The 22,706-nt window shown below is 70.2% G+C and carries 15 protein-coding genes; 4 read left to right on the forward strand and 11 right to left on the reverse strand.

Annotation, left to right across the window (positions count from 1 at the left end):
* Nucleotides 1–27 precede the first annotated feature (27 nt).
* The 6 genes from IU449_RS04660 to IU449_RS04685 form a co-directional block, all read right to left on the reverse strand.
* A complete protein-coding gene (locus IU449_RS04660; protein WP_195000694.1) occupies nucleotides 28–456 on the reverse strand; it encodes a nitroreductase/quinone reductase family protein in 429 nt (142 codons plus the stop codon).
* A gap of 130 nt (nucleotides 457–586) precedes the next feature.
* A complete protein-coding gene (locus IU449_RS04665) occupies nucleotides 587–1,357 on the reverse strand; it encodes a hypothetical protein (protein ID WP_324188093.1) in 771 nt (256 codons plus the stop codon).
* 17 nt (nucleotides 1,358–1,374) lie between these two features.
* A complete protein-coding gene (locus IU449_RS04670; protein WP_195000695.1) occupies nucleotides 1,375–3,129 on the reverse strand; it encodes an asparagine synthetase B family protein in 1,755 nt (584 codons plus the stop codon).
* A 6-nt stretch (nucleotides 3,130–3,135) separates the two neighbouring features.
* The gene (locus IU449_RS04675; RefSeq protein ID WP_195000696.1) at nucleotides 3,136–3,657 is read right to left on the reverse strand and encodes a hypothetical protein; all 522 of its coding nucleotides are present in this window, start codon (nucleotides 3,655–3,657) and stop codon (nucleotides 3,136–3,138) included.
* 48 nt (nucleotides 3,658–3,705) lie between these two features.
* The gene (locus tag IU449_RS04680) at nucleotides 3,706–4,665 is read right to left on the reverse strand and encodes a hypothetical protein (RefSeq protein WP_195000697.1); all 960 of its coding nucleotides are present in this window, start codon (nucleotides 4,663–4,665) and stop codon (nucleotides 3,706–3,708) included.
* The gene (locus IU449_RS04685) at nucleotides 4,650–5,669 is read right to left on the reverse strand and encodes a hypothetical protein (RefSeq protein WP_195000698.1); all 1,020 of its coding nucleotides are present in this window, start codon (nucleotides 5,667–5,669) and stop codon (nucleotides 4,650–4,652) included. Before IU449_RS04685 ends, IU449_RS04680 begins: the two co-directional genes overlap by 16 nt.
* 202 nt (nucleotides 5,670–5,871) lie before the next feature.
* On the opposite strand from IU449_RS04685, the gene IU449_RS04690 reads away from it, so the two are divergent.
* Nucleotides 5,872–6,195, forward strand: a complete 324-nt coding sequence (locus tag IU449_RS04690; protein ID WP_195000699.1) for a hypothetical protein — start codon at nucleotides 5,872–5,874, stop codon at nucleotides 6,193–6,195.
* 32 nt (nucleotides 6,196–6,227) lie between these two features.
* Here the strand turns inward: IU449_RS04690 and rox are convergent, their stop codons facing one another.
* From rox to IU449_RS04715, 4 genes are all read right to left on the reverse strand, one after another.
* Entirely contained in the window at nucleotides 6,228–7,655 is a 1,428-nt protein-coding gene (rox, locus tag IU449_RS04695) for a rifampin monooxygenase (RefSeq protein WP_195000700.1), read from the reverse strand.
* A 273-nt stretch (nucleotides 7,656–7,928) separates the two neighbouring features.
* Nucleotides 7,929–9,374, reverse strand: a complete 1,446-nt coding sequence (locus tag IU449_RS04700; RefSeq protein ID WP_195000701.1) for an aminotransferase class I/II-fold pyridoxal phosphate-dependent enzyme — start codon at nucleotides 9,372–9,374, stop codon at nucleotides 7,929–7,931.
* Nucleotides 9,371–16,246, reverse strand: coding sequence for an SDR family NAD(P)-dependent oxidoreductase (locus IU449_RS28845; RefSeq protein WP_324188094.1), 6,876 nt, complete (start codon nucleotides 16,244–16,246; stop codon nucleotides 9,371–9,373). Before IU449_RS28845 ends, IU449_RS04700 begins: the two co-directional genes overlap by 4 nt.
* 17 nt (nucleotides 16,247–16,263) lie before the next feature.
* Nucleotides 16,264–16,902, reverse strand: coding sequence for a GNAT family N-acetyltransferase (locus tag IU449_RS04715; RefSeq protein ID WP_195000702.1), 639 nt, complete (start codon nucleotides 16,900–16,902; stop codon nucleotides 16,264–16,266).
* A 244-nt stretch (nucleotides 16,903–17,146) separates the two neighbouring features.
* Between IU449_RS04715 and IU449_RS04720 the strand changes: the two genes are divergently transcribed.
* From IU449_RS04720 to IU449_RS04730, 3 genes are all read left to right on the forward strand, one after another.
* The gene (locus IU449_RS04720) at nucleotides 17,147–18,676 is read left to right on the forward strand and encodes a cytochrome P450 (RefSeq protein ID WP_195000703.1); all 1,530 of its coding nucleotides are present in this window, start codon (nucleotides 17,147–17,149) and stop codon (nucleotides 18,674–18,676) included.
* A gap of 64 nt (nucleotides 18,677–18,740) precedes the next feature.
* Nucleotides 18,741–20,099: a M20/M25/M40 family metallo-hydrolase gene (locus tag IU449_RS04725; RefSeq protein WP_195000704.1), complete on the forward strand. Its 1,359-nt coding sequence runs from the start codon at nucleotides 18,741–18,743 to the stop codon at nucleotides 20,097–20,099.
* Between the two features lie 50 nt (nucleotides 20,100–20,149).
* Nucleotides 20,150–20,671 carry a YbhB/YbcL family Raf kinase inhibitor-like protein gene (locus IU449_RS04730; protein WP_195000705.1) on the forward strand — a complete coding sequence of 174 codons (522 nt, stop codon included), beginning with the start codon at nucleotides 20,150–20,152 and terminating at the stop codon, nucleotides 20,669–20,671.
* Nucleotides 20,672–20,734: 63 nt separating this feature from the next.
* Here the strand turns inward: IU449_RS04730 and IU449_RS04735 are convergent, their stop codons facing one another.
* Nucleotides 20,735–22,564, reverse strand: a complete 1,830-nt coding sequence (locus IU449_RS04735) for an AMP-dependent synthetase/ligase (protein WP_195000706.1) — start codon at nucleotides 22,562–22,564, stop codon at nucleotides 20,735–20,737.
* Nucleotides 22,565–22,706 lie beyond the last annotated feature (142 nt).

The raw sequence follows: 22,706 nt of genomic DNA on the forward strand, positions 1-22,706 counted from the left end.
ACCCTTCCCGGGGATCGGCGCCGGGTTTCAGGCGCGGCGCAGGGCGATGACCGGAATGGTGCGGACACCTTCGGTTCTGGTGGCGTAGTCGCCGAATCCCGGCATGCGCCGGACTTGTTCGGCGAAGAGACGGTCGCGCTCGGGTCCGGTGATCTCGGTAACAGTGACCCGGTAGCGTTCGGTGCCGCGTTCGATCTCGGTGCGGCCGGCGGTGACCAGGTTGTGGTACCAGTCGGGGTGGGTGGGGGCGCCCGCCTTGCTGGCGAAGACGTAGATGAGGTCGGGGTCGTGCTCGTCGGGCAGATAGACCAGCGGGGTCAGCCGTTCGCGTCCGGTCTTGCGGCCGCGGTGGTGCACCAGGACCATCGGCGCCCCTTCGAACGGTCCGCCGACCCGGCCCTCGTTGGCACGGAATTCCTCGATGATGCCGGTGTTCCAGTCGTTGGTATCGGTCATGCTGTTCATCTTTGCGGGGGCCGCGGTCGCATGCCAGGCACATGCCGCGGGTTCGGTCTGCTGGCAGCGAACAGGCCCACCGAGACCGTCGACCGAGCCGTGACCAGGGCGTAGGGCACCGGGGGATGGTTCACGCACGCGGTCCCAGGTCGGTGCAGGTCTGGGCTGCGGGAAGGTCAGGGGCGAGGAACACGGTCTGGGCCATCATGCGGTATCCCGACATCTTCTCCCGGAAGACCTCGATGGATTCCTCGGGATGGACCGAGTCGATGACCGCGTTCGGACCGATGGCGTTGAACTGGTGGCTGACTCCGCGCGGGATCTGCATGTCGACGAACGAGCACGGGGGGACGAGAAGGTTGTAGCGGGTGCGGTGGACGCCGGGTGGGGTGTCGGGGAGTTCGTCGGTGAACTGCTCGGGCTGGAAAGGGGTGACGCCGGCGACGTCGGTGACCACGAAGGGGGAGAGGCTGCCGACGCGGATATGGGTGTCGGGGCCGGTCATCATGCGGACGAATCGAAGGCCGGTGTGCAGGTGCATGCGGGAGCAGCTGCCGCGTTCGGCGGTGTCGTGGAAGTCCATCAGGTAGCGGTCGGCGAAGAAGCCGTCGAAGGGCTTTTCGACCATGTAGACGTCACCTTCTTCGAAGACCTGGGAGCGGATCACCCCATCGGGGTCGGGGGTCGTCGCGGCGGGGCTGGTCTTGGCCGCGCGCACGATCCGGGCGAAGGCATCGACGACGGCTGCGGCGATCTCGGGGGCGAAGCGGGCGACGGGGGTGACCGCGTTGCGGCCCGCGTCCTCGAAGCTCGCCAGGTCGTGGATCTCGTTCTCGTCGTCGGCGTGATACTTCAATCGCGTGGCCGGCGAGATGGATTCGGTCGAAGAGGGGTCGGTCACGATGCGGCTCCGTCGGGTCAAGCGGTCAGATCGTACGAACGCAGCCACAGTTCCAGTGACAGCACCAGCCACAGTTTGCCGCCCTGCCTGGGCAGCAACGCGCCCTCGCCGCGAGCCCAGGCGCGCACGGTGTCCTGGCGGAACAGTCCGCGCGCGCGGGCGCCGCGACCGAGCAGCAGCTCGTGGGTGAGTTCGCGCAGCGGGCCGTCGAGCCACTGCTGCACCGGCACGCGCATGCCGCTTTTGGGGCGGTCGACGATGGTGGCGGGCAGCAGGTCGCGCACGGCCTGTTTGAGGATCCATTTCTCCACGTCGCCCGCGAGCTTCAGGGTGGGTGGGACGGCGAAGGCGTGGTCGATGACGGCCCGGTCGAACAGCGGTGCGCGGCCTTCGATTCCGCTGGCGGCGGTGAGGCGTTCGACCTTGGTCAGGATGTGGTGGGCGCCTTTGGTGCGCAGGTTGGTGTGCAGCAGCTGGTTGAGCAGGCTGGTCATGCGTCCTGGACGCAGGTAGGGCGCGACGTGGTCGGCCGGGGACGGCGCATCGGCGAGCGCGTCGAGGGCGGCGGGAGTGAGCAGCACGGGCAGGTCGGCGTAGCACTTGCGGTAGCTGTCGAGGTAGGCCAGGGCACGGGCGTCGGGGGAAGGATCGTCGCGCAACATCTCGAAGATCAGCATCGGCAGGTTCTTGGGGCCACCGAAGACCGGGTCGCCGCCTTCACCGTTGAGGGCGACGGTGAGTCCGTCGGCGGCGACGGCTTCGGCGAGCATCAGGTTGGGCACGGTCAGGGGGTCGCCGACGGGGCTGTCGAGCAGGCCGACCGTATCGGCGAGGCGGGCGGCGATGGTAGCGGCAGGCACGGTGAGCACTCGGTGGCGGGTGCCGCAGTGGGTGGCGACCAGGCCGGAGTAGCCGAGTTCGTTGGGGGCGTCGTCATCGAAGCGGTTCGCGCCGAAGCTGATCGAATAGGTGTGCACGGGGTGGTCGTGCAGTTTCGCGGCCAGGGCGGTGACCAGGCTGGAATCGATACCGCCGGAGAGCAGGACGCCGACGCCGGCACCGGCGGGCAGGCGCCGGGCGACAGCTCGCTCGAGCAGCTCGCGCAGGGCGAGAGTGTGTTCGGTGGTGGTGCGGTCGTCGGTGGTCTCCCGCGGCTCCCAGTAGGTGTGCTCGGTGTGGGTGCCATCGGGGCGCAGGCGCACGCAGCGACCGGGCAGGACTTCGTGGACGTCGCGCAGCAGGGTTTCCCGGCCGGGCAGATAGGCGAAGGTCAGGAAGGAGCGCACTGCGGGCAGGTGCAGACCGGTGCGCAGGGCGGGCCAGTGCCGCAGGGCGCGCAGGGAGGTGGAGGCGGCCCAGCCCGCGGGGGAGGTGGCGTGGAAGAGGGTGCGGGAGCCGACGTGGTCGCGTAGCAGCACCAGGTCGGGGCCGTCGACGATGGCGAGGGCGAACATGCCCTCGGCGGCGGCGACGCCGTCGAGGCCGAAGCGGGCGTAGGTGTGCAGCAGCAGTTCGCCGTCCAGGGAACCCGGCGGGGGCGCGTCGGCGCCGAGGCGGGCGCGCAGACGGTCGGCGTCGAACAGGGTGACTTCGCCGACGGCGGTCAGCTCGCCTGCGGTGAAAGGGCCGCGGGCGACGCCGGGGCCGTCGAGCACGCCGAGCGCGTGCGGGCCGATGACCGCGATCGGGTCACCGCCGACGGCGCGCACGTGGGCGGCCGGGTCGGCGGTGTTCGCCAGGTCGTCGATCAGGAAGGCACACCATCGAGACATCCGCACTCACCCGAAATCGTCGTCGCCGTCACCGTATCCGTCGTCCCAGTCGTCATAGCCGCCGCCGTCACCTGTGCCGCCGCCGTCGGCCGGGTCGCCGCCGGAACTGTCGGAACCGCCTGCCGAATCGCGGGCGGCCTGATTGCGCAGTTCCTCTTCTTCCTCGGGGCTCAATACCGACGGGGGCATGACGAGGGCGCCGAGCAGGGCGCCGCCCGCTATGCCCGCCAGAACGACGCCGATTCTGCCGCCGAAGGACGAACGGTTGACGGTGAGCACGCCGTCGCTCCACAGGGTTCGGCCGTAACCGCATTCGCGGCCGTAGAGGACGCCGGTCCGGTGGGTGCGTTTGACCAGCCGGGGGCCGAGCGGTTCGTCGGTGCCGGTCCGGCCGTCGCTGTCGCGCCAGGACACGTGGTCGGCGGGTCCTCGGGTACGCCACTCTTCACGGCCGTCGGCGTAGCGGCGATGGACCGTGCCGTCGGCGAGCAGTTCATCGACGTATTCGAGCTGCCGGTGCTGGGGCACGGCGGGCTCCTTTCGGGCACGAGAAGCCGGGTACAGGGTGGGTTCGGCTCATGCGGTGGGCCAGGTGAGGAAACCCGCGGTGCGGGCTCGGCGTAGCTCGAGCAGTGGTTCGCGGGTGGTGCGTACGCCGCGCACGAGGCGGTGCACGGTGCGCAGCAGGGCGGCCGGGCGCACGGCGTCGAGTGCGACGGCGCGGCCGGAGTCCAGCCAGCGACGTTCGCTGTCGTCGAGTGCGATCGTCGCCGGGAGCGGAGCCGCACGGATCGACGCCACCCCGGCAATCGGCACGTTCCGGGGAATCGGCGCGACGCGGGTGGTCTCGGACACGACCGGCGCGGTCGGTTCGGCGCCGGAGGCCGAGGTCGCGGTCCCGGAAAGCGGCGTGTGCCCAGTCGGCACGGCATCGGTGTGGAACAGGTGCAGCGATGCGGCCTGTCGTGGCCGCAGTCCGATCGGCACGATCCGCACGTTCTCCGGCAGGTCGGTGCGTGCGCGGATGTGGGCCGGGAAGCCCAGGCCGTCGGCGCTCGCCTCGTGCAGGAGATAGATCGTGCCGCGGACACGTTCGAGCATGGCCGCCATGCCGGGGTGCAGGGGCAGTTCGGCGGCGCTGAGGACCGGGCACGCCGATTCCATCGGCAGGCCGTTGGCGCGCAGCATGTGCGCGATGTCGTGGGATGCGCAGATCAGCAGCCGGGGCAGGCCGTAGTCGAACAGGTCGGGTTCCCCGGTGTAGCGGCCCGGTTCGGCCGGGCGAGCAGCGGTGGGCGCGAGGAGTCCGGGAAGGTGACCCCGCCGGTCGAGGGCGGCGCGGAACGTGCTGTAGCGCAGGGGTACCGGGATGGTGAACGGCAGACGGCGGGGTAGCCGGTGGACCGGTGCGATCAGGCGGCACAGTTCGTAGTAGAGCTGGCCTTCGGTGATGCGCAGGCCGTTCGGTGCCGTCGCGGTGGACAGGGCGCGGGTCAGCGCCCGGTCGAGAATCCGCTGGGTCAACTGGACGGCCACGTCAGGAAACCTACCCGGCGGGCGGTTCGGCGTTCGGGGTCGGCGGCCACCTCGATCCGGTCGATACCACGGCTCACCACGGTCAGCAGGCGGGCGGGCGGCAGCGCGGACAACGGTGTCCACCAGCCGTCGCGGAGCCATTGCCGGTCCGCGTCGGGCCAGGACGACGGCAGGGGCGCGTCGGGGTTCCCGGGCTCGCGCAGCTTGGTCACCGCGTTCGCGTTGCGCACCATGGCCGGTGTCAGTCCGATCGGGACGGCGCGTGGCCCCAGGCTGTGGCGCACCCGGTTCGCGTATTCGACGCCGGGGACGGCGGCGTCGTGCAGGATCAGGACCGGCACGGTGGGCGGCACCTGGTCGACGCGCTCGCACAGCGCCATGTTCCACGTCTCGGCCGCGTTGTTGGCGGCCAGGCAGGCCAGGGTGGCGCGGTCCGGGCACAGCAGCGCGACTCTCGGCCCGTGCACGGCGGGCAGGGCGATGTGTTCGTCGACCATGCCGGGCGGCACCGCGCCGTAGCGCTTGCGCCAGACGAGGATGACGCCGCTGCGGAAATCCGCGTATTCCCTGCTCATCCGCACCTGCGCTCTGCTGATGTACCACGGGCGGACCAGGAACATCAGCGCTGTGAGCGCGACCAGCGCGAGGCACAGTCCCGGCACACCGATGCGTGGCGGTACGAACCCGGAGATCATGGCGATGAACGCGATGACGGCGATGACGACCCCGAAGGCGGTGAACGTCGCACTCCATGCCGCGGTCGTCGACGGCAGATGTTTGCGTCCGGCCGCGTAATACAGTTGCCGCCCGGTGTAGTACAGATCCTGCCCGTCGCGGAGCTTGTCCACCAGCCGGCGCATCCGCTCGTCGTGCATGCCGAAGGGGTCTTCCTTGGGCTCCAGCGCGAAGGCCGTGCGGCAGCGCGAACAGCGCCGGTCGGTGCGTTCCTTGCGCAGCAGACTCGCCTGACAGTTCGGGCAGATCACCTCCTCATGGTCGCCCACGGACCTCGATCGCGCTGTCTTCCCGCCCGGAACGCGGGTGCTTGCCACATCCGGCTCATCTCGCCACAGGAGTATCGGATCGAACCCTGGGCGCTGCTTTGCGGCATCCGGCATGCCATGATGGGAACATGTGTTCGATTGCGGTGGTGTTGCGGGACGCGGGTCCGGTGCGGGGTCGTGGGCCGGGGCCGGGTGATCGACTATGAGCGAGGGCGAGGTTTCCGCTGTCCGCCGGCTGGCCCGGCCGCGGCCGGTGCTGATCGATCCGAAGCGGGTGTGGTTGTTGCCCGCGCGGCCGGGGCCCGGCCGCCCGAGCCTCGGTGTGTCGTCGAACAGCCTGGACCCGCGGTTCCAGGAGCCGTGGGTGCCCGCCACGCAATTCGGTTGGGTGCGACTGCATCTCGGGCACTACGTGGCGTGGTACGCGGAGGTGGCGGTGGATTACCGCACCCGCAACAAGCTGACGGAGACGACGTTGCGACATTGGGTGCCGTGGGATGCGGTGCGTTTGCCGGATAGCCGTTGAGGGTGCGGAGCGGGCGGTCCCGGTGCCGTGGTTCAGTGCGTCGGCACGCCGAACCATCGGGTCAGGTGAGCGTGCATGTCCCGGAGGTCCTCGCCTGCCCACACCACGTGGCCGTCGGGGCGAAGCAGCACCGCCGGTGCGCTCATCTCTTCGCTGATGTCGACGACGTGATCGACCCGGTCGGCCCAGCCGTCGATCGACAGGCGGCCGGTCTGGTCGAGCAGCAACCCGCGACCGGCGTGCATCAGTTCGTAGAGGCGGCCGTTCTTCAGGCGAAGGTCGCGCATCCGGCGGCCGAGGAGTTCGTGGCCTTCGCCGAAGTCGTAGCGCACCGAGATCGCGGTGACCTTCTCGATGAGGTAGCGGTTGACTTCCTCGAATTGCATCAGCTCGGTCAGCACGGCACGGATCGCCTGGGGTCCGGGCTCGGTGGACATCAGCTCGATCTGGGCGCGGGTGTTGGTCAGGACGTCGGCGGCCACCGGGTGGCGTTCGGTTTCGTAGGTGTCGAGCAGGCCGGGCGGCGCCCAGCCCGCGATCTCGGCGGCCAGTTTCCAGCCGAGGTTGAAGGCGTCCTGGATGCCGAGGTTGAGGCCTTGGCCGCCGGTCGGCGGGTGGATGTGGGCGGCGTCGCCCGCGAGCAGGACGCGGCGGTCCCGGTAGCGTTCGGCTTGGCGGGTGGCGTCGCCGAAACGGGAGAGCCAGCGCGGTGAGTGCACGCCGAAGTCGGTGCCCGCGACCGCTCGGAGCTGGGTCCGGAAATCGTCGAGGGTCGGGGGGATCGAGCGGTCTTCGCTGACGTCCGCGGCGGGGACCACCACGCGGTACACCCCGTCCTCGAGGGGCATCAGCCCGAATCGTTTCTGCTTCTGGCGGACCTCGGCGACGACGGCGGTCACGTGTTCCGGCGAGTCGGTGACCGTCATCTCCCCCAGGAGGGTCTCGACCGTGGCGGGTTCGCCGGGGAAGCCGATGCCGAGGAGTTTGCGCACGGTGCTGCGGCCGCCGTCGCAGCCGACGAGGTAGCGGGCGCGCAGCCGGGAGCCGTCGGCCAGTTCCGCGGTCACCCCGTCGGTGTCCTGGGCGAGTCCGGTCAGTGCGCATCCGCGCCGGATCTCGGCGCCGACCGCGAGCGCGTGCTCGGTCATGAGTCGTTCGACGGCGGGTTGGGGGATGGCCAGGACGTAGGCGTGGGTGCTGTCCATCCGTTCCGGCCACGGCCGGTCGATGGCGGCGAAGAAGCCGCCGATGGTGAACTTCTTCCCGAGTTCGAGGAACGGCTCGAGCAGGCCGCGCTGGTCCATCACCTCGATGCTGCGCGCGTGCAGGCCACCGGCGCGCACGATCTTCGTCGGCTCGGTCTCCTTCTCCAGGATCACGGTGTGCAGTCCGTGCAGTCGTAGTTCGGCGGCCAGCATCAAGCCGGTCGGTCCGCCGCCCACGATGATCACGTCGATCATGAAGCCCCATCTGTCACGAGTGTGCCTGGCGAGCCTCATGCGCGAGCCAGGCACGTCCTGGATGCCGCGAATGCGGCATCCGCCCCCGTGGACCAGCCTGTTTCCGCAGGTCCCGGCGTTGGCTCGACGATTCTGCAGCACGACCCGGGTCTTGTGGCAAGCCCCCCTGTGCGCTATACCTTGAAGAGGGCGAGGGGAATTCACACAGTCTCGGGCGTGCCTGCCACATGCCGGTGGCGGCAGCCGCGCGGCGGTACGCCCGGCGTCGCGATGTCACACGCGGCGAGTGCGACGCGGCGGTAGTCCGTCCAGGCCGGTCGGAGTTCCGGGGGCGCCGATACCGACGTCGGGGATGTGGTCGACGATGCGCAGTATGTCGGCGAGTTCATCGGCGGTATCGAGCAATTGGCGCTCGGTGTGCTCGCTGGTGAGGAAGAAGCGCAGACGTTCGGTGCCCGCGGGGACCACGGGGGAGAGGATCGCGCCCGCGTTGTAGCCGCGTTGCAGCAGTGCGGCGGAGGCGTAGCCCGCGCGGATCTCGCCGGGGACGATGACCGGGACGATGGGGGTGGATTCGGAGTCGGCGAGGTCCATGCCGCGCTCGCGCAGGGCGGCGGTGAACAGCAGCGCGTTGGACCACAGCCGGGCCAGCCGGTCGGGCTCGTCGGCGAGGACGTCGAGGGCGGCCAGGACGGCGGCGATATTGGCCGGGGAGGGCCCCGCGGTGTAGAGGGCGAGACCGGGGGCGGCGTATTTGACCGCGCGCACCAAATCGCTGTCTCCGGCGACGAATCCGCCGGTGCTGCCGAGGGCTTTCGACAGGCTGCCCACCCACAGGTCGACGGTTGCGGGCGGGAGGGCGAAGTGTTCGCCGCTGCCGAGTCCGTGCGGGCCGAGCACGCCGAGGGCGTGGGCTTCGTCGACCAGAACGGCGCAGTCGTATTCGTGGGCGATCGCGGCGAGTTCGGCGATGCGGCCGAGATCACCGTCCATGCTGTAGTGGCCTTCGAGGACGACCAGGGCGCGGTCGTAGCGGTGGCGGGTGGAGCGCAGCAACGCGGTCAAGGAGTCGGGGTCGTTGTGGCGGAACGCGACCCGCTTGCAGCCCGCCCACCGGGTGCCTGCCACCAGACTGGCGTGAGCCAAGGCGTCGCACACGGCGAGGTCGTGTTCGCCGAGCAGGAAGCCGATGACGGCGGCGTTGGTGAGGAATCCACTCGAGCAGACCAGGGCGGCGCCGGTGTGGTAGATGTCGGCGATGCGCTGTTCGAGGACACCGTAGAGGGGGATCTCGCCGGTGACGATACGGGTGGCCGAGGCCGATGTGCCGTAGCGGCGCGCGGCGTCGTCGGCGGCCCGGATGACGCGCGGGTGCTGGGCGAGTTCGAGATAGTTGTAGGAGCTGTAGTTGACCAGTTCGCTGCCGCGCGAGTGGATCACCGCGCCGTTGTGGCCGTCGGGGGACAGGAACAGCGGGTGCGGCAGGCCGGTGGTGTCGATCAGTCGCTGGATGGCGGCTTGTTTCTCGAGCGCGGCGACTACGGCGGGATGGTCGGCGAACTGCCTGCCGCGACCGCGCCCGCGGCTGGTGGGCCCGAGCCGGTCGGGGGCCGGGGGTGTCGGCGCCTGCACAGCTCGGGCCGATCGCGGGACCGTGGGTGTGGCGCCGGCGAGCAAACGGCGGGCGATATCGCGTTCGTTCGCACTGTCGGTGGTCATCGTCGCGCTCCTGCCGCGCTGCCCGCGCCGACGACGAGGTCGGCGATGCGCGCGCCCGCCTGGGCGAGGCTGAACGAGCGGCCCAACTGCATGCTGTTCATCTCCACGCCGAGCGTTCTGCCGACCAGCGCACCGAATTCGACGGCCATGAGCGAGTCGAGGCCGAGTTCGGGCAGCGGCACCGACAGGTCGATGGAATCGGCGGCCACGCCCATCACTTCGGCGAGTTGTTCGGCCAGGACGTAGCCGACGACGGTGGCGCGCTGGGCGTCGTCGAGCGCGGTGATCTCCGCGCGCAGGCGGGCGGCGGCCGAATTGTCCTCGGCGGCCTCGGCGATGAGGTGCGCCAGGCGCGCGGTGTGGGCCAGTTGCGGGGCGGCGAGCACGACCTTGCCCCATTCGACGGGGATGACCGCCGCGGTGCGCACGCCCAGGCGCAGCAGTTCGGTGAGGTAGCCGGTGCCGGTGTCCATGTCGATGGCGTCGAAGCCGGCGATGCGCAGGTAGCGTTGCACGGTTTCGTCGGCGTCGACCATGCCGCCGCCGGACATCGCACCCCAGCCCACGCACAGCACGCGAGCGCCGCGCCGGGCCAGCGTCTCCGCCATCGCCTGCAACGCGAGATTGGCCGCGGTGTAGGAGTATTGGCCGATGCCGCCCATGATGGCGCTGCCGGAGGAGTAGAGCACGATCAGATCCGGCCGGATCTCGGCGGCGTCGAGTGCTTCGGCCAGGGCGCGGGCGCCGTCGAGCTTCGGGGCGAAGACCGCGGCCAGGCTGTCCCGGCTCATCGTGGTGATGCGCTGATCGTCGAGCACGCCGGCGGCGTGGAAGACGCCGCGCAGCGGCCGGTCGGGGGTGTGCGTGCGCGCGATGAGGTCGGCCACGGCGGTGGTGTCGGTGATGTCGAGGCGTTCGACGCGCACGTCGACGCCTTCGGCGCGCCACCGGTTCACCTGGTCGCGGGCGGTGTCGGTGCGGGCGCCGCCGCGCCCGACCAGGACCAGGCCGCGAGCGCCCTGCGCGACCAGGCGGCGGGCCGTGGCCAGGCCGAACGCGCCGAGTCCGCCGGTGATGAGGTAGCGACCGTCGGCGTGGATCGCCACATCGGTGGGGGCGGGGCGGACCGGGGGCGCCGGGGTGGACAGGTCCAGGGTGATGCGGCCCAGGCGGGTGGAGCGCAGCGCTTCTTCGAAGGCGGCCCCGACCTGGTCGGCGCCGAAACTGTGGTACGGCAACGGGCGATAGGTGCCCTCGGCGAGGCGGTCGTTGACGGCTTGGACACGGGCGATGACCTCGCCGCGGCGCAGGGCGAACATGCGGTCGAGATCGAAGGAGAAGTAGGCGACGTTCTTGTCGAAATTGCGCAGGTCCAGCACGCCGCCGGAGTAGATGTCGGCTTTGCCGATCTCGACGATGCGCCCGAATTCGGCGACGGCTCTGAAGTTCTGGCGCACGATCTCGCCGGGGGCGGTGCTGAGCACGATGTCGGCACCGCGTCCGCCGGTGCGGCCGAGGACGTCGTCGACGAAGTTCAGTGAACGGGAGTCGAGCACGTCGTCGGCGCCCTGGTCGAGGGCGTAGGCACGGCGTTCGTCGCTCCCCGCGGTGCCGATCACCCTGGCGCCGTGCAGTTTCGCGACCTGGATGGCGCAGGCGCCGACACCGCCCGCTGCGCCGTGCACGAGCACGGTCTCGCCGGGGCGGACCCGGGCCAGCTCGAGCAGGGCGTATTCGGCGGTCACCATCGACACCGTGGAACTGCACAGTTCGGGGCGGATGGTGTCGGCGGCCGGGCCGACCAGCTCGGCGCTGGTGACGTGGTAGCGCTCGATCATGCCCGGCGAGGCCAGGCCGACGCGGTCACCGACACGCAGGCCGGTGACGCCGGGCCCGACGCGCACGATCGTGCCCGCCCCCTCCATGCCCGGCGAGGTGCCGAAATGGGTTCCCGCGAGATCGTTCTCGTCGAGGATGCCCAGGATCTTGAGCGGGTCCTTGAACCCGAGACCGATGGCGGCCATCCGGACTTCGACCTCGCCCGGGCCGGGGGCACGGCGTTCGGCGCGCCGCCAGCCGAGCTGGGACAGCACGCGCGAACGCGGGATGTCGAGGGCGAAGTTGGCTTCCGGGTCCAGCAGTGGGGTGGCGATATCCGCGGCGGCGAGCCGATCGGGCAGGGCGCGTTCGACGATGCTGGTCCAGCGCAGTCCGTCGCGCAGGAAGATCTCGTCGGTGCCGTCAACTCCGAAGGCGCCGGGGACGCGCAGTTCGGCGGCGAGTTCGGCGGCGGTGGTGCCTGTGTCGATGTCGATCAGGCGCCAGCGCAGCGAGGGTTGTTCGTTGAGCAGGACGCGGCGGGCGCCCGCGAGCGCGGCGTGCACGGGGTCCGCAGCGGCGGGGTCGTCGGGGTGGACGAAGGCGCGTTCGGTGACGAGGCTGACGTGCAGGGAGCCGTCGCCGGTGAGCGGCAGGGGTTCGGGGTTGATGTCGTCGGCGAAGCGTTCCACGGTCAGGGCCAGACGGCTGAGCAGCCACAAGGCGTGCACCGGATCGCCGGTCCCCGCGACGACGCAGATGTGGAGGCGTTCGATGCCGTCGCGGGAGTGGGCGGCGCGCACGTGGGTGAGCAGGTGCTCGGCGATCGGCTCGTCCGAGCGGTCGACGTAACCGGGGATGCCTCTGCTCGTGTCGGGAACATGGGCCGGTGCCGCCGACGAGAGGTGGCCGCCGAGCGCGGTATTCGGAGCCGGAAATGCTTCCGGCACGTGACCGTTCCCCCCGGTGATCACGGGACCCGCCGCGAAATCGGTGGACGCCGGACCGGCGGCCGTCGATGCGGCAGGGTGCGCACCGTCGTCGAGACCGGTGTCGTTGCCGAACAGTTCCGAGGCCTCGAGGATGTCGACGGTTCCGCTCGACCGGGCGGCGCGGGTGACGCGATCGGCGGTCGCGCCGGGGAGCAGCACGATCAGGGTGTGCGCTGGACCGTTCCGCTCGATGGGCGCGATCGGGTCCAGCAGGGTCCAGCGTTCCTCGTAGTAGAGCGGTTCGAGCGCGCGCAGTGCGCCGCCGCCGAAGGGGACGGCGCGGAAGCGGGCGCCGAGGATCTGCAGGACAAGATTGTGTTCGGCGTCCAGGACGGTGATGTCGGCGCGCAGGGGAGCGGTCAGGTGCGCGATCACGACGACCTGCGCTGGGAGATCGGCGAACTGACGCACCGCGTCGGCGCCGACGGGGATCACCGCACCGTCGAGTTCGGGCCCGCCCGCGTCGCCGAGCGACACGATCTGCCAGGCGGCGTCCAGGATGCAGGGGTGCGCCTGGTGACCGGTGTACCCGGTGCCGTTGCCCGACTCGGCGTTCGTGTGGAGCTCGCCCCTGGCACCGAGAGCGGCGGTCGTACCGAGGCCGGTGTTCACGTCGAGAGCGGCGTTCGTGCCGGATTCGCTCCTCACGCCGAGGCCGGCATTCGTCTCGGAAGCCGGGTTCGCACCGAGACCTGTGTTCGCACCGAGACCTGTGTTCGTGTCGCGGGCGGTGTTCGTGTCGCGGGCGGTGTCCGTGTCGCGGGCGGTGTCCGTGTCGCGGGCGGTGTTCGTGTCGCGGGCGACAATGTGCGCGACGACGATGTCACCGCCGACCCATGCTCGCCGGACCAGCTGGAAGGCGGGGCCATGCTCCACGCCGGTGGCACGCAGATCGACGTAGAGCTGCGCGGGGTCGGCGGGGGTCATGGCGGTGGTGTCGGGAACGACGATCTCGGCGGGTTCGTAGTCGCCCTCGACCAGGCGGGCGGTGGCGTGTTCGGTCCATACCGCGCCGAGTGCGGGGCGCGAGCGGATGGTGAGGCGGCCGGTGGATTTCTCGACCCGGACATCGAAGATCGGAATATCGCCCGGCTCGATGATCAGGGGGGCGGTGAAACGCACGTCCTCGACGGCGGCGCGGCATCGCGTGGTGCGGGCGCCGGTGGTGGTGCGGGCGGTGGCGGAGCGTTCGACGGCGGCGGCGCTGAGGGCGGCGTCGAGGTAGGCGGCGCCGGGCAGCATGCGGGAGCCGTCGACGATGTGGTCGTCGAGCCAGGGCAGGGTGGCGGCGGCCAACTGGAGCGTCCAGCGGTGGTCGTCGTCGAGGGCGGGGTCGCCGAGCATCGCGGGGATGCCGGGGGTGCCGTGGCGCTGCTGGGTGAACTCGGGCAGGTCCGAGCGCAGGTGGCGGCGTTGCCACGGGTAGCGCGGAAGTGGGTGGTGCGGTGCGGGTCGCTGCCCGAGCAGGGCGGGCAGGTCGAGGGCGCCCGCGGCGTAGAGGCGGGCGATGGTGCGGCGCAGGCTCGCATCGTCGGATTGTTTGCGGTCCAGCGTGGCGACGGTGGCGCCGTTCTCACCGGTCTGCAGCAGGATTTCGCGCAGATTCGCGCCGAGGACGGGGTGGGGGCCGACTTCGAGGAAGACCCGGCCGCCGTCGGCGAGCAGGGCGCGGGCGGCGTCGGCGAAGCGGACCGGTTCGCGGACGTTGGCGCACCAGTAGTCCGCGTCCCAGTCCGCGCTGGTCACCGCGGCCCCGGTGACGGTGGAGTACAGCGGGATACGGGGTGCGCGGGGTCGCAGTCCGGCCAGGTCGGTGCGCAGTTCGTCGAGGATGGGGTCCATGAGCGCGCTGTGATACGGGACTTCGACGTGTAGTCGGCGCGCGAAAACGCCCTGGGCGGTGAGGGTTTCGGCGATGTCGTCGAGACGGTCGGACGCACCGGACAGTGTGGTGGCGGCGGGGCTGTTGACGGCGGCGATGTCCACGCCTTCGCCGGTGAACTCGCCGGCTCGATCGGCGGGCAGGCCGACGGCGAGCATGGCGCCCGTGCCCGCGGTGCGGGCCTGCAGCCGGGCGCGGTGGTAGGCGACGGTGACGGCGTCGGTCAGGGAGAGCATGCCGGTGACGTAGGCAGCCGAGACCTCGCCGACACTGTGGCCGACGACGGCGGCGGGCAGGATGCCGAGTGCGGCCAGGGTTTCGGTGAGCGCCACTTGGACCAGGAAGTTCGCGGGCTGGGCGATTTCGGTGGCGGTGACGCGCGACTGAGCTTCGCAGCGGGTGAGTTCGGTGCGGATCGACCAGCCGGCGACGGCGGTGAAGGCGGTGTCGACGCGTTCGGCGGCACTGGCGAATGTCGTGTTCTCGGTGAGCAGTCGGCGCGCCATGGCCCACCATTGCGGGCCCATGCCGGTGTAGACGAAGACGATGCCGGTCTCGGGTGTGGCGACGGTTCGGGTGAGGGCGCGGCCCTCGCCCGCGGCGAAAGCGCGTAGGTCGCTGATCAGGGTCGCGGCGTCGGTGAAGGGCATCCCGAGCCGGAACGGGTGGTGCGCGCGCCGGGTCCATGCGGCCGCGGCGAGTCGGTCGGGGTCGGCTCCGGATTCCAGTTCGTCGGCGAACGCGGCGGCGAGATGGCGGACGGCCTGTTCGCTGCGCGCCGACAGAGGCAGCACGCCGCCGCCGACCACCCTGGCGATCGCAGTGGGCTCGTCCGAGGGCTGCCCAGGCAGGTGTACGCCGGTCGCCGGGCCGGGCCGATGCTCGCGCAGGATGGCGTGGGCGTTGGTGCCGCCGTAGCCGAATCCGTTGACCGCCACCACCATCGGTGCGTCACCGGCGGGTGCTTCGGCCTGGGTCTGGATCGTGAGATTCAGGGCGTCGAGGTCGAGGTCGGGGTTGAGTTCGTCGTCGAGCCAGCCTTGCGGGGGCAGGGTGCGGTGGGTGAGGGCGAGAGCGGATCTGATGACGCTCGCGATGCCCGCGGCCGCTTCGGTGTGGCCGAGGGTGGCTTTGACCGAGCCGACGCCGAGGGGGCGGGTGCGGCCGGGGACGGCGCCGTAGGCGCGGCCGATGGCGCGCAGTTCGAGGGGGTCGCCGACGGGGGTGCCGGTGCCGTGGGCTTCGACATAGTCGATCTCGTGCGGTGCCCGGCCCGCGCGTGCGCGGACGGCCTCGGCGAGGCGCTGCTGGGCGTCGGGATTGGGGACGGTGATGGCGGTGGTGCGGCCGTCCTGGTTGACGCCGGTCGCCTCGAGTACCGCGTACACGCGGTCGCCGTCGCGTTCGGCGGCGGCCAGCGGTTTGAGCACGACCATGCCCGCGCCCTCGCCGCGGCCGTAGCCGTCGGCGCTCGCCCCGAAGGATTTGCTGCGGCCGTCCTCGGCGAGGAAGCCGCCTTTGCACATGGACACGAAGGTGCCCGGTTGCAGCATGAGGTTGACCCCGCCCGCCAGAGCCATCCCGCAGTCGCCGTCGGCGAGCGCCCGGCAGGCGGCGTGCAGGGCTACCAGCGACGACGAACAGGCGGTGTCGACGGTGAGGCTGGGCCCCGCGAGGTCGAGGGCGTAGGAGATGCGGTTGGACAGCATCGTGTAGGACGCGCCCGCCGAGGAGTGCATGTCGATGTGCGGCAAGGCGGCGCCGGTGAATCCGACGGCGAGTTGGTCGAGGGTGAACGCGCCGAGGTAGACGCCGACCGGCGCGTCCGCGGTGCGCCCGGCCACGCCCGCGTCGTCGAGCGCTTCCCATGCCACTTCGAGGGCCAGGCGCTGCTGCGGGTCCATCGCGGCCGCCTCGCGCGGGGAGATGCCGAAGAAGTCGGGATCGAAGGCCCACGGGTCGGTGGTGAGGAAGGCCGCGCGCCGGGTGTACATGCGGCCGGGTGCGCGGCGGTCGGGGTCGTAGTAGCGGCGGTGGTCCCAGCGGTCGGCGGGGATGTCGGTGACCGCATCGCCGCCGCCGATGACGAAGTCCCAGAACGTTTCCGGTGAATCGATGCCGGCGCCGTAGCGGCAGCCGATGCCGATGATCGCGATATCCGGCGCGGGAATGAAAGACACGGATCGTGCTCCTTCGCTCATTCGCCGCTCGCGCGCAGACTGCGCGGCAGCCACATCATGACGTTGACCTCGGGTCCGCCGCGGCCGAGCCGGACGCGTCCGACCCGCAGCGCGCCGCCGGCCTCGTAATAGGCGACGTTGCCGTCCTTGCAGAGTCCGAACATGGGCGCCTGAGCACGCTCGAGTTCGCCCATGACGTGGGCGAGCAACGCGCGGCCGACCCCGCCGCGTTGCCGGTCCGGTGCCACCGCGAGGCTGACGCCAAAGAAGTGCGGCAGGCCGCTCGCGATGGCGGACATGGTGGCGTCCATGCGCAGGACGCGGGGCCCGGCCGAGCCCATGGCCCAGGCGAATTCGGGGACGGCGGCCAGGTAGCGCAACGGGCCGAAGCGGTGGTCCGGTTTCTGCCACAGGCCCACCCCGGCGACGCGGCCCTCGACGGTGGCCACGAGCGCGCCGTCGTTGGGCAGGTATTGGTGGCGCAGCATCGCGCGGTGCAGCCGGTGCTGGTGGCGGGGCCTGCGCGCGGGGTCGGGGAACATGTACTCGCCGAACGGGTCGTCGCTGCCGAAGGCGCGGTCGAGGATCGAGACCATTTCGGGCACATCGGCTTTCACCGCCGCTCTGACGACGATCTCGGTATCGGTCACGGTCACCGCACACCCCTGCTTCGCATCGGCCACGCCCGGAGCGGCGGCCTGCACACCATTGACAGACAGCAACGTACACCAATAGGCTGCGACACGCACCGGATCGCTACTGACGAGTAACACAGCGAAACATCAACGCGGTGTTGATCTTTCGCGTGCGCCGCGGGCCGCCATCACACGGCGCGCACCCCGTTCACGGCGGGTGTCCGGCCCTCTCGACGACAACCTCTCCACGGAAGGATGGCCCGTCATGGCGTCTCCGTCTTCGCCGTCGGACACCGCACTGCCCGACGGCGACACCACCCTGTACCCACCGCGCTGGCAGCCCGCTCCCATGCGCTGGCATCGCACGCGCGTCGGCTGGCGCGAATCCTGGCGATACGTCGCGCAATTCGTGCCACGCTGGCGTGATCGCAGCCTGATCCACTATCTGGCCGCCGAGCTGCCCGGCGCCGACGACGTGCTGATCACCCGGCTGCCGTTGCTGAAATTCGTGGTGGTGCGCAGTCCCACCCTGGCACGGCACATCCTGGTGACCAATCAGGACACCTACGCCAAGAGCGCCGAATACGACATGATGGCGGTGACATTCGGTCACGGCCTGGTCACCGACCCCGACGATCGCCGCTACCACCGCAATCGCCGACTGGTACAGCCGATCTTCTCGCGCGCGAACATCGACCGTTTCGCCGTACCGATCACCGAGGCCGCCGCCGACGCCGCCGAGCGCATCATGGCGCTCGGCGCCCACGGCCCGGTCGACATCGGTGCGGAGATGAACCGGCTGACCCTCGACATCGTCGCGCGCACGATGTTCGGCACCGACCTGTCGGGGCCGATCTCCCAGATCCGGTTGACGAATCTGCTGAAGTTCTTCGGCATCGGGTTCATGACCAATATCAGCCGCCCGCTGCGCGCCGTCTCGACACTGGTCGTCCGGTTGACCACCCCGCCCGCCCGGCGGGCGGGCTCCCGGATCCCGATTCGTGCGATGCGGTGGGTCACGTGGCTGTCCTCGCCGGCGATGATGCTCGAGCTGCGCCGTATCGAGCGCGCCGTGGATTCGGTGATCGACGATCACCGTCAGGGCCGCATCACGCGCACCGACAATCTGCTGGGGCTGTTGACCGCCGCGCGCGATCCCGAGACCGGGCACGCCTACAGCGACGCCGAGATCCACGACGAGCTGATGACCTTCATAGGCGCGGGCATGGAGACCTCGGCGACCGCGCTGACCTGGACCTGGACGCTGCTGGCGGCGCATCCGCCGGCGCGCGAGCGCATGCACGAGGAGCTGCGCCGGGTGCTGGGCGGGCGCACCCCGACCGCCGACGACGTCGACACGCTCGAATGGACGAAGGCGGTGCTGACCGAGTCGATGCGGTTGTATCCGCCGATCATCGGGTTGACCCGGGTGGCGAAGAAGCCCGACGTGCTCGGCGGTTACCGGATCGCGGTGGGCACGACGATCGTGATCAGCCTGCACGGCGTGCACCACAATCCCTCGGTGTGGCCGGAGCCGGAGCGCTTCGACCCGGCGCGGCATCTGGATCCGGCGACGGCGGTGCAGCGCAGGCACGGGATGCTGGCGTTCAGCGCGGGCAGACGGATCTGTGTGGCACAGAATTTCGCGATGATGGAGATGACGCTGGCGCTGGCGGTGCTGGCCCAGCGGATGGTTCTCGAACCCGCCTACGAGGGCCCGGTGCGGCGCGCGTTGTCGTTCACCGGCGGACCGGACGCGGCGGTGCCGATGCGGCCGCTGCCGCGGGGCCGATAGAGCATCGACTCACCGCGATCACCATCGGGCGCGCCGCTTCCGGCGAAGGTGGTAGGAAAGGAACGTGTCCGCAACTGGTCGAGAATCCGATTCGAAGAACTCACGCGCGGTCGCCGAAGTGGTGGACCTGGTCAGCAGGCTGATCAGGTTCGATACCTCCAATACCGGCGACCTGGCCACCACCAAGGGTGAGCAGGAGTGTGCCGAGTGGGTGGGTGATCGCCTGCGTGAGGTCGGCTACACCACCGAGTACGTGGAGTCGGGCGCTCCCGGCCGCGGCAATCTCTTCGCCCGTCTGCACGGCGCCGATCCCAGCCGAGGCGCGCTGATGATCCACGGTCATCTGGATGTGGTTCCGGCCCAAGCCTCGGACTGGAGTGTGCATCCGTTCTCCGGCGCGGTGCGCGACGGTTATGTGTGGGGTCGCGGAGCGATCGACATGAAGGACATGGTCGGCATGATGCTGGCCGTGGCACGCCAGTTCAAGGCCGAGGGCACGGTCCCGCCGCGCGATCTGGTGTTCGCGTTCCTGGCCGACGAGGAGAACGGGGGCCGGTGGGGTTCGCAGTGGCTGGTCGACAACCGGCCCGATGTGTTCGACGGGGTCACCGAGGCCGTCGGCGAGGTGGGTGGTTTCTCGCTGACGCTGCCGCGCCGTGACGGCACCGAACGCCGGTTCTACCTGGTGGAGACCGCGGAGAAGAGCTTGGGCTGGATGCGTCTTCGAGCCAAGGCGCGCGCCGGGCACGGCTCGTTCCTGCACGAGGACAACGCGGTGACGATCTTGGCTCAGGCGGTGGCGCGGCTGGGCACGCACACCTTCCCGCTGGTGCTGTCGGATTCGGTCGCCGAGTTCCTGTCCGCGGTCGCCGAGGAGACCGGGTTGCCGTTCGATCCGCACGGTCCCGACATCGAAGGTCAGCTGGCCAAGCTGGGCACGATCTCGCGCATCATCGGCGCGACGCTGCGCGACACCGCGAATCCGACCATGCTGGCGGCCGGGTACAAGGCGAACGTGATCCCGCAGACCGCCGAAGCGGTGGTCGACTGCCGGGTGCTGCCGGGGCGGCAGGCCGCGTTCGAGCGCGAGGTCGACGAATTGATCGGCCCCGACGTGCAGCGGGAATGGATCACGAAACTCGACTCCTACGAGACGACCTTCGACGGGCATCTGGTGGACGCGATGAACGACGCGATCCTCGCGCACGATCCCGACGGTCGCACGGTGCCCTACATGCTCTCCGGCGGTACGGACGCGAAGGCCTTCGCCCGCCTGGGGATTCGCTGCTTCGGTTTCGCGCCGCTGCGGCTTCCGCCGGAACTGGATTTCAGCGCGCTGTTCCACGGTGTCGACGAGCGGGTTCCGGTGGAATCGCTCGAGTTCGGCACCAAGGTGCTGGAACATTTCCTGTTGAACAGCTGAACTGTGACCACCCACCCCCGACGTACACACTGTCCGCTCAGGAAGGAACCATGGCTTACAACCCTTACGACGCGCTTCCGAAGGTCCCCTCGTTCACGCTGACCTCCGAGGATGTCACCGACGGTCAGCCGTTGGGCAACGCTCAGGTCAGTGGCGTGATGGGCGCGGGCGGCAAGGACATCTCCCCGCAGTTGTCCTGGTCGGGGTTCCCGCCGGAGACCAAGAGTTTCGCGGTCACCGTGTTCGACCCGGACGCTCCGACGGCGTCGGGTTTCTGGCATTGGGCCGTGGCCGACATCCCGGCTTCGGTGACCTCGCTGCCCTCGGGCGCCGCCGACGGCGGCCTGCCCGAGGGCGCGATCACCCTGCGCCACGACGCCGGTGGCACGGGCTATGTGGGCGCCGCTCCGCCGGCCGGGCACGGCCCGCACCGGTACTTCATCGCGGTGCACGCGGTGGATGTGGAACACCTGGGCGTCGACGAGAACACCACTCCGGCGGTGCTGGGATTCAATCTGTTCTCGCACGCGCTGGCGCGCGCGATCCTGGTGGGTACCCACGAGCAGAAGTGACGCTCGGCGCGACGGCGAAAAGGCCCGGGGCGTTTCGCGCCCCGGGCCTTCTCTGTACACAGGTCAGACGTTGACGACGTGCGCGGGCGGGGTCTCGGCGTAGAGCTCGGCGATGGTGGTGGCGTACTTCTCGGCGATCGGCTTGCGCTTGAGCGACATCTTCGGGGTCAGTTCGTCGCCGCCGGGCTCCCACACCGAGTCGACGACGGTGAAGCGCTTGATCTGCTCGACCCGGGAGAGCTTGGTGTTGCCCGCCTTGACCGCGGCGTGCACCTCGTCGATGATCTCGCGGCGCGCGGTGAGGGTCGCGAAGTCGGCGTCGGTGGCACCGAAGTCCTTGGCGCGCAGTGCGAGCATGTCGGGATCGAGGGCGATCAGCGCGGTGATGTAGGGCTTGGCCTCGCCGATGGCCACGACCTGGCTGACCAAGGAGGACACCGCTTTGACGGCGTTCTCGATATTGCTGGGGGCGATGTTCTTGCCCGCCTCGTTGATGATCAGTTCCTTCTTGCGATCGATGATCGTCAGGTAACCGTCGTCGTCGATGGTGCCGACGTCACCGGTGTGCAGCCAGCCCTCGTCGTCGATCGCCTCGGCGGTCTTGTCGGGCATGCCGCGGTAGCCGCGGGTGACGATGGGGCCGCGGATGAGGACCTCGCCGTCCTCTGCCAGCTTGATCTCCGCACCGTCGACGACGCGGCCGACGGTGCCGGGGCGCGGCTTGTCCAGTTCGGTGTAGGTGCCCACGCCGGTGGTCTCCGACATGCCCCACACTTCGCTGACGGTGAAGCCCAGTCCCAGGTAGAACTCCAGGGTTTCGGCGGGGATGGGGGCGGCGCCGGAGGCGGCGACCTTGAGTTCGTCGAAACCCAGGGCGGCACGCAGCTTGGACAGCACCAGCTTCTCGGCCAGCTTGTGCTGCAGCGACAGCAGTGCGGGGCGGCCCTTGCCCGCGAGGTCGGCGCGGGCGGCGGCGACGCCGGTGTCCACGGCCCACAGGGCGAGCTTCTTCTTGACCGGGCTGGCCTCGGCGGCGAGTTTGGCCTCCACGCCGCCCTTGATCTTCTGCCACACGCGCGGCACGCCGAAGAAGGTGGTGGGCCGGGCATCGGGCAGGGCGGCGGCGATCTCGCGGGGGTCGGGCACGGTGGTGATCTGGATGCCGGTGACCAGGTTGATGGTGTGTCCGGAGATACGGTCGGCGACGTGCGCGGCGGGCAGGTAGGACACCGCCCGGTCGTCGAGACCGACCCGCAGCGGGCCGCTGACCAGCGCGGTGATCTGGGCGAGGGCGTTGGCGTGGGTGATCTCCACCCCCTTGGACGGGCCGGTGGTGCCGGAGGTGTAGATGAGGGTGGCCAGGTCGGTGTTGGTGACCGCGCGCCAGGCGGCGTCGAAATCGAAGTCGGCGGCGGGGTTGGCCGCGAGGTCGGCCAGGGTCAGCGTGCCGGTGGCGGGGCCGTCGACGACGACGATGTACTCGATGTCGACACCGGTGGCCTTGATGACCTCGAGGAAGGCCTGTTCGGTGACGACGACCTTGTTGCCCGCGTTGCCGAATTGGTGGGTGATCTGCTCGGGGGAGCTGGTGTTGTACACCGAGAACGGGGTGGCACCCAGGTGCAGCGCGGCGGTGTCGACGAGGTTGAACTCCGGACGGTTGGTGAGCATGATGCCGACGGTGTCGCCGTGCTTCACGCCGAGTCCGGCCAGCCCGGCCGCCAGGGCCCGCACCCGTTCACCGTATTCGCGCCAGGTGATCTCGGTGGTACCGCCGACCGTGCGCAGCGCGATCTGATCGGGTCGCAGCGTGAGGGTCTCCTGGAAGGCTTCGGGCACGGTGTAGACCGTCTTGCCCGTCTCGTGCGCGAAACCGATTGCTGAAATGCTCATATTTCCCTGTTCCCGATGTCGTTCGTCAACGCGACTTCATCCATTTCGGGTTGTTGCCGAGGCCGCCCGGACCTCGGCAACAACCCGAAATGATGAATCGATCGGCTTCGCACTATCTCACATCGGAGATGTGTTCGAGTGG

The organism is Nocardia higoensis (assembly GCF_015477835.1).
GTDB lineage: Bacteria > Actinomycetota > Actinomycetes > Mycobacteriales > Mycobacteriaceae > Nocardia > Nocardia higoensis_A.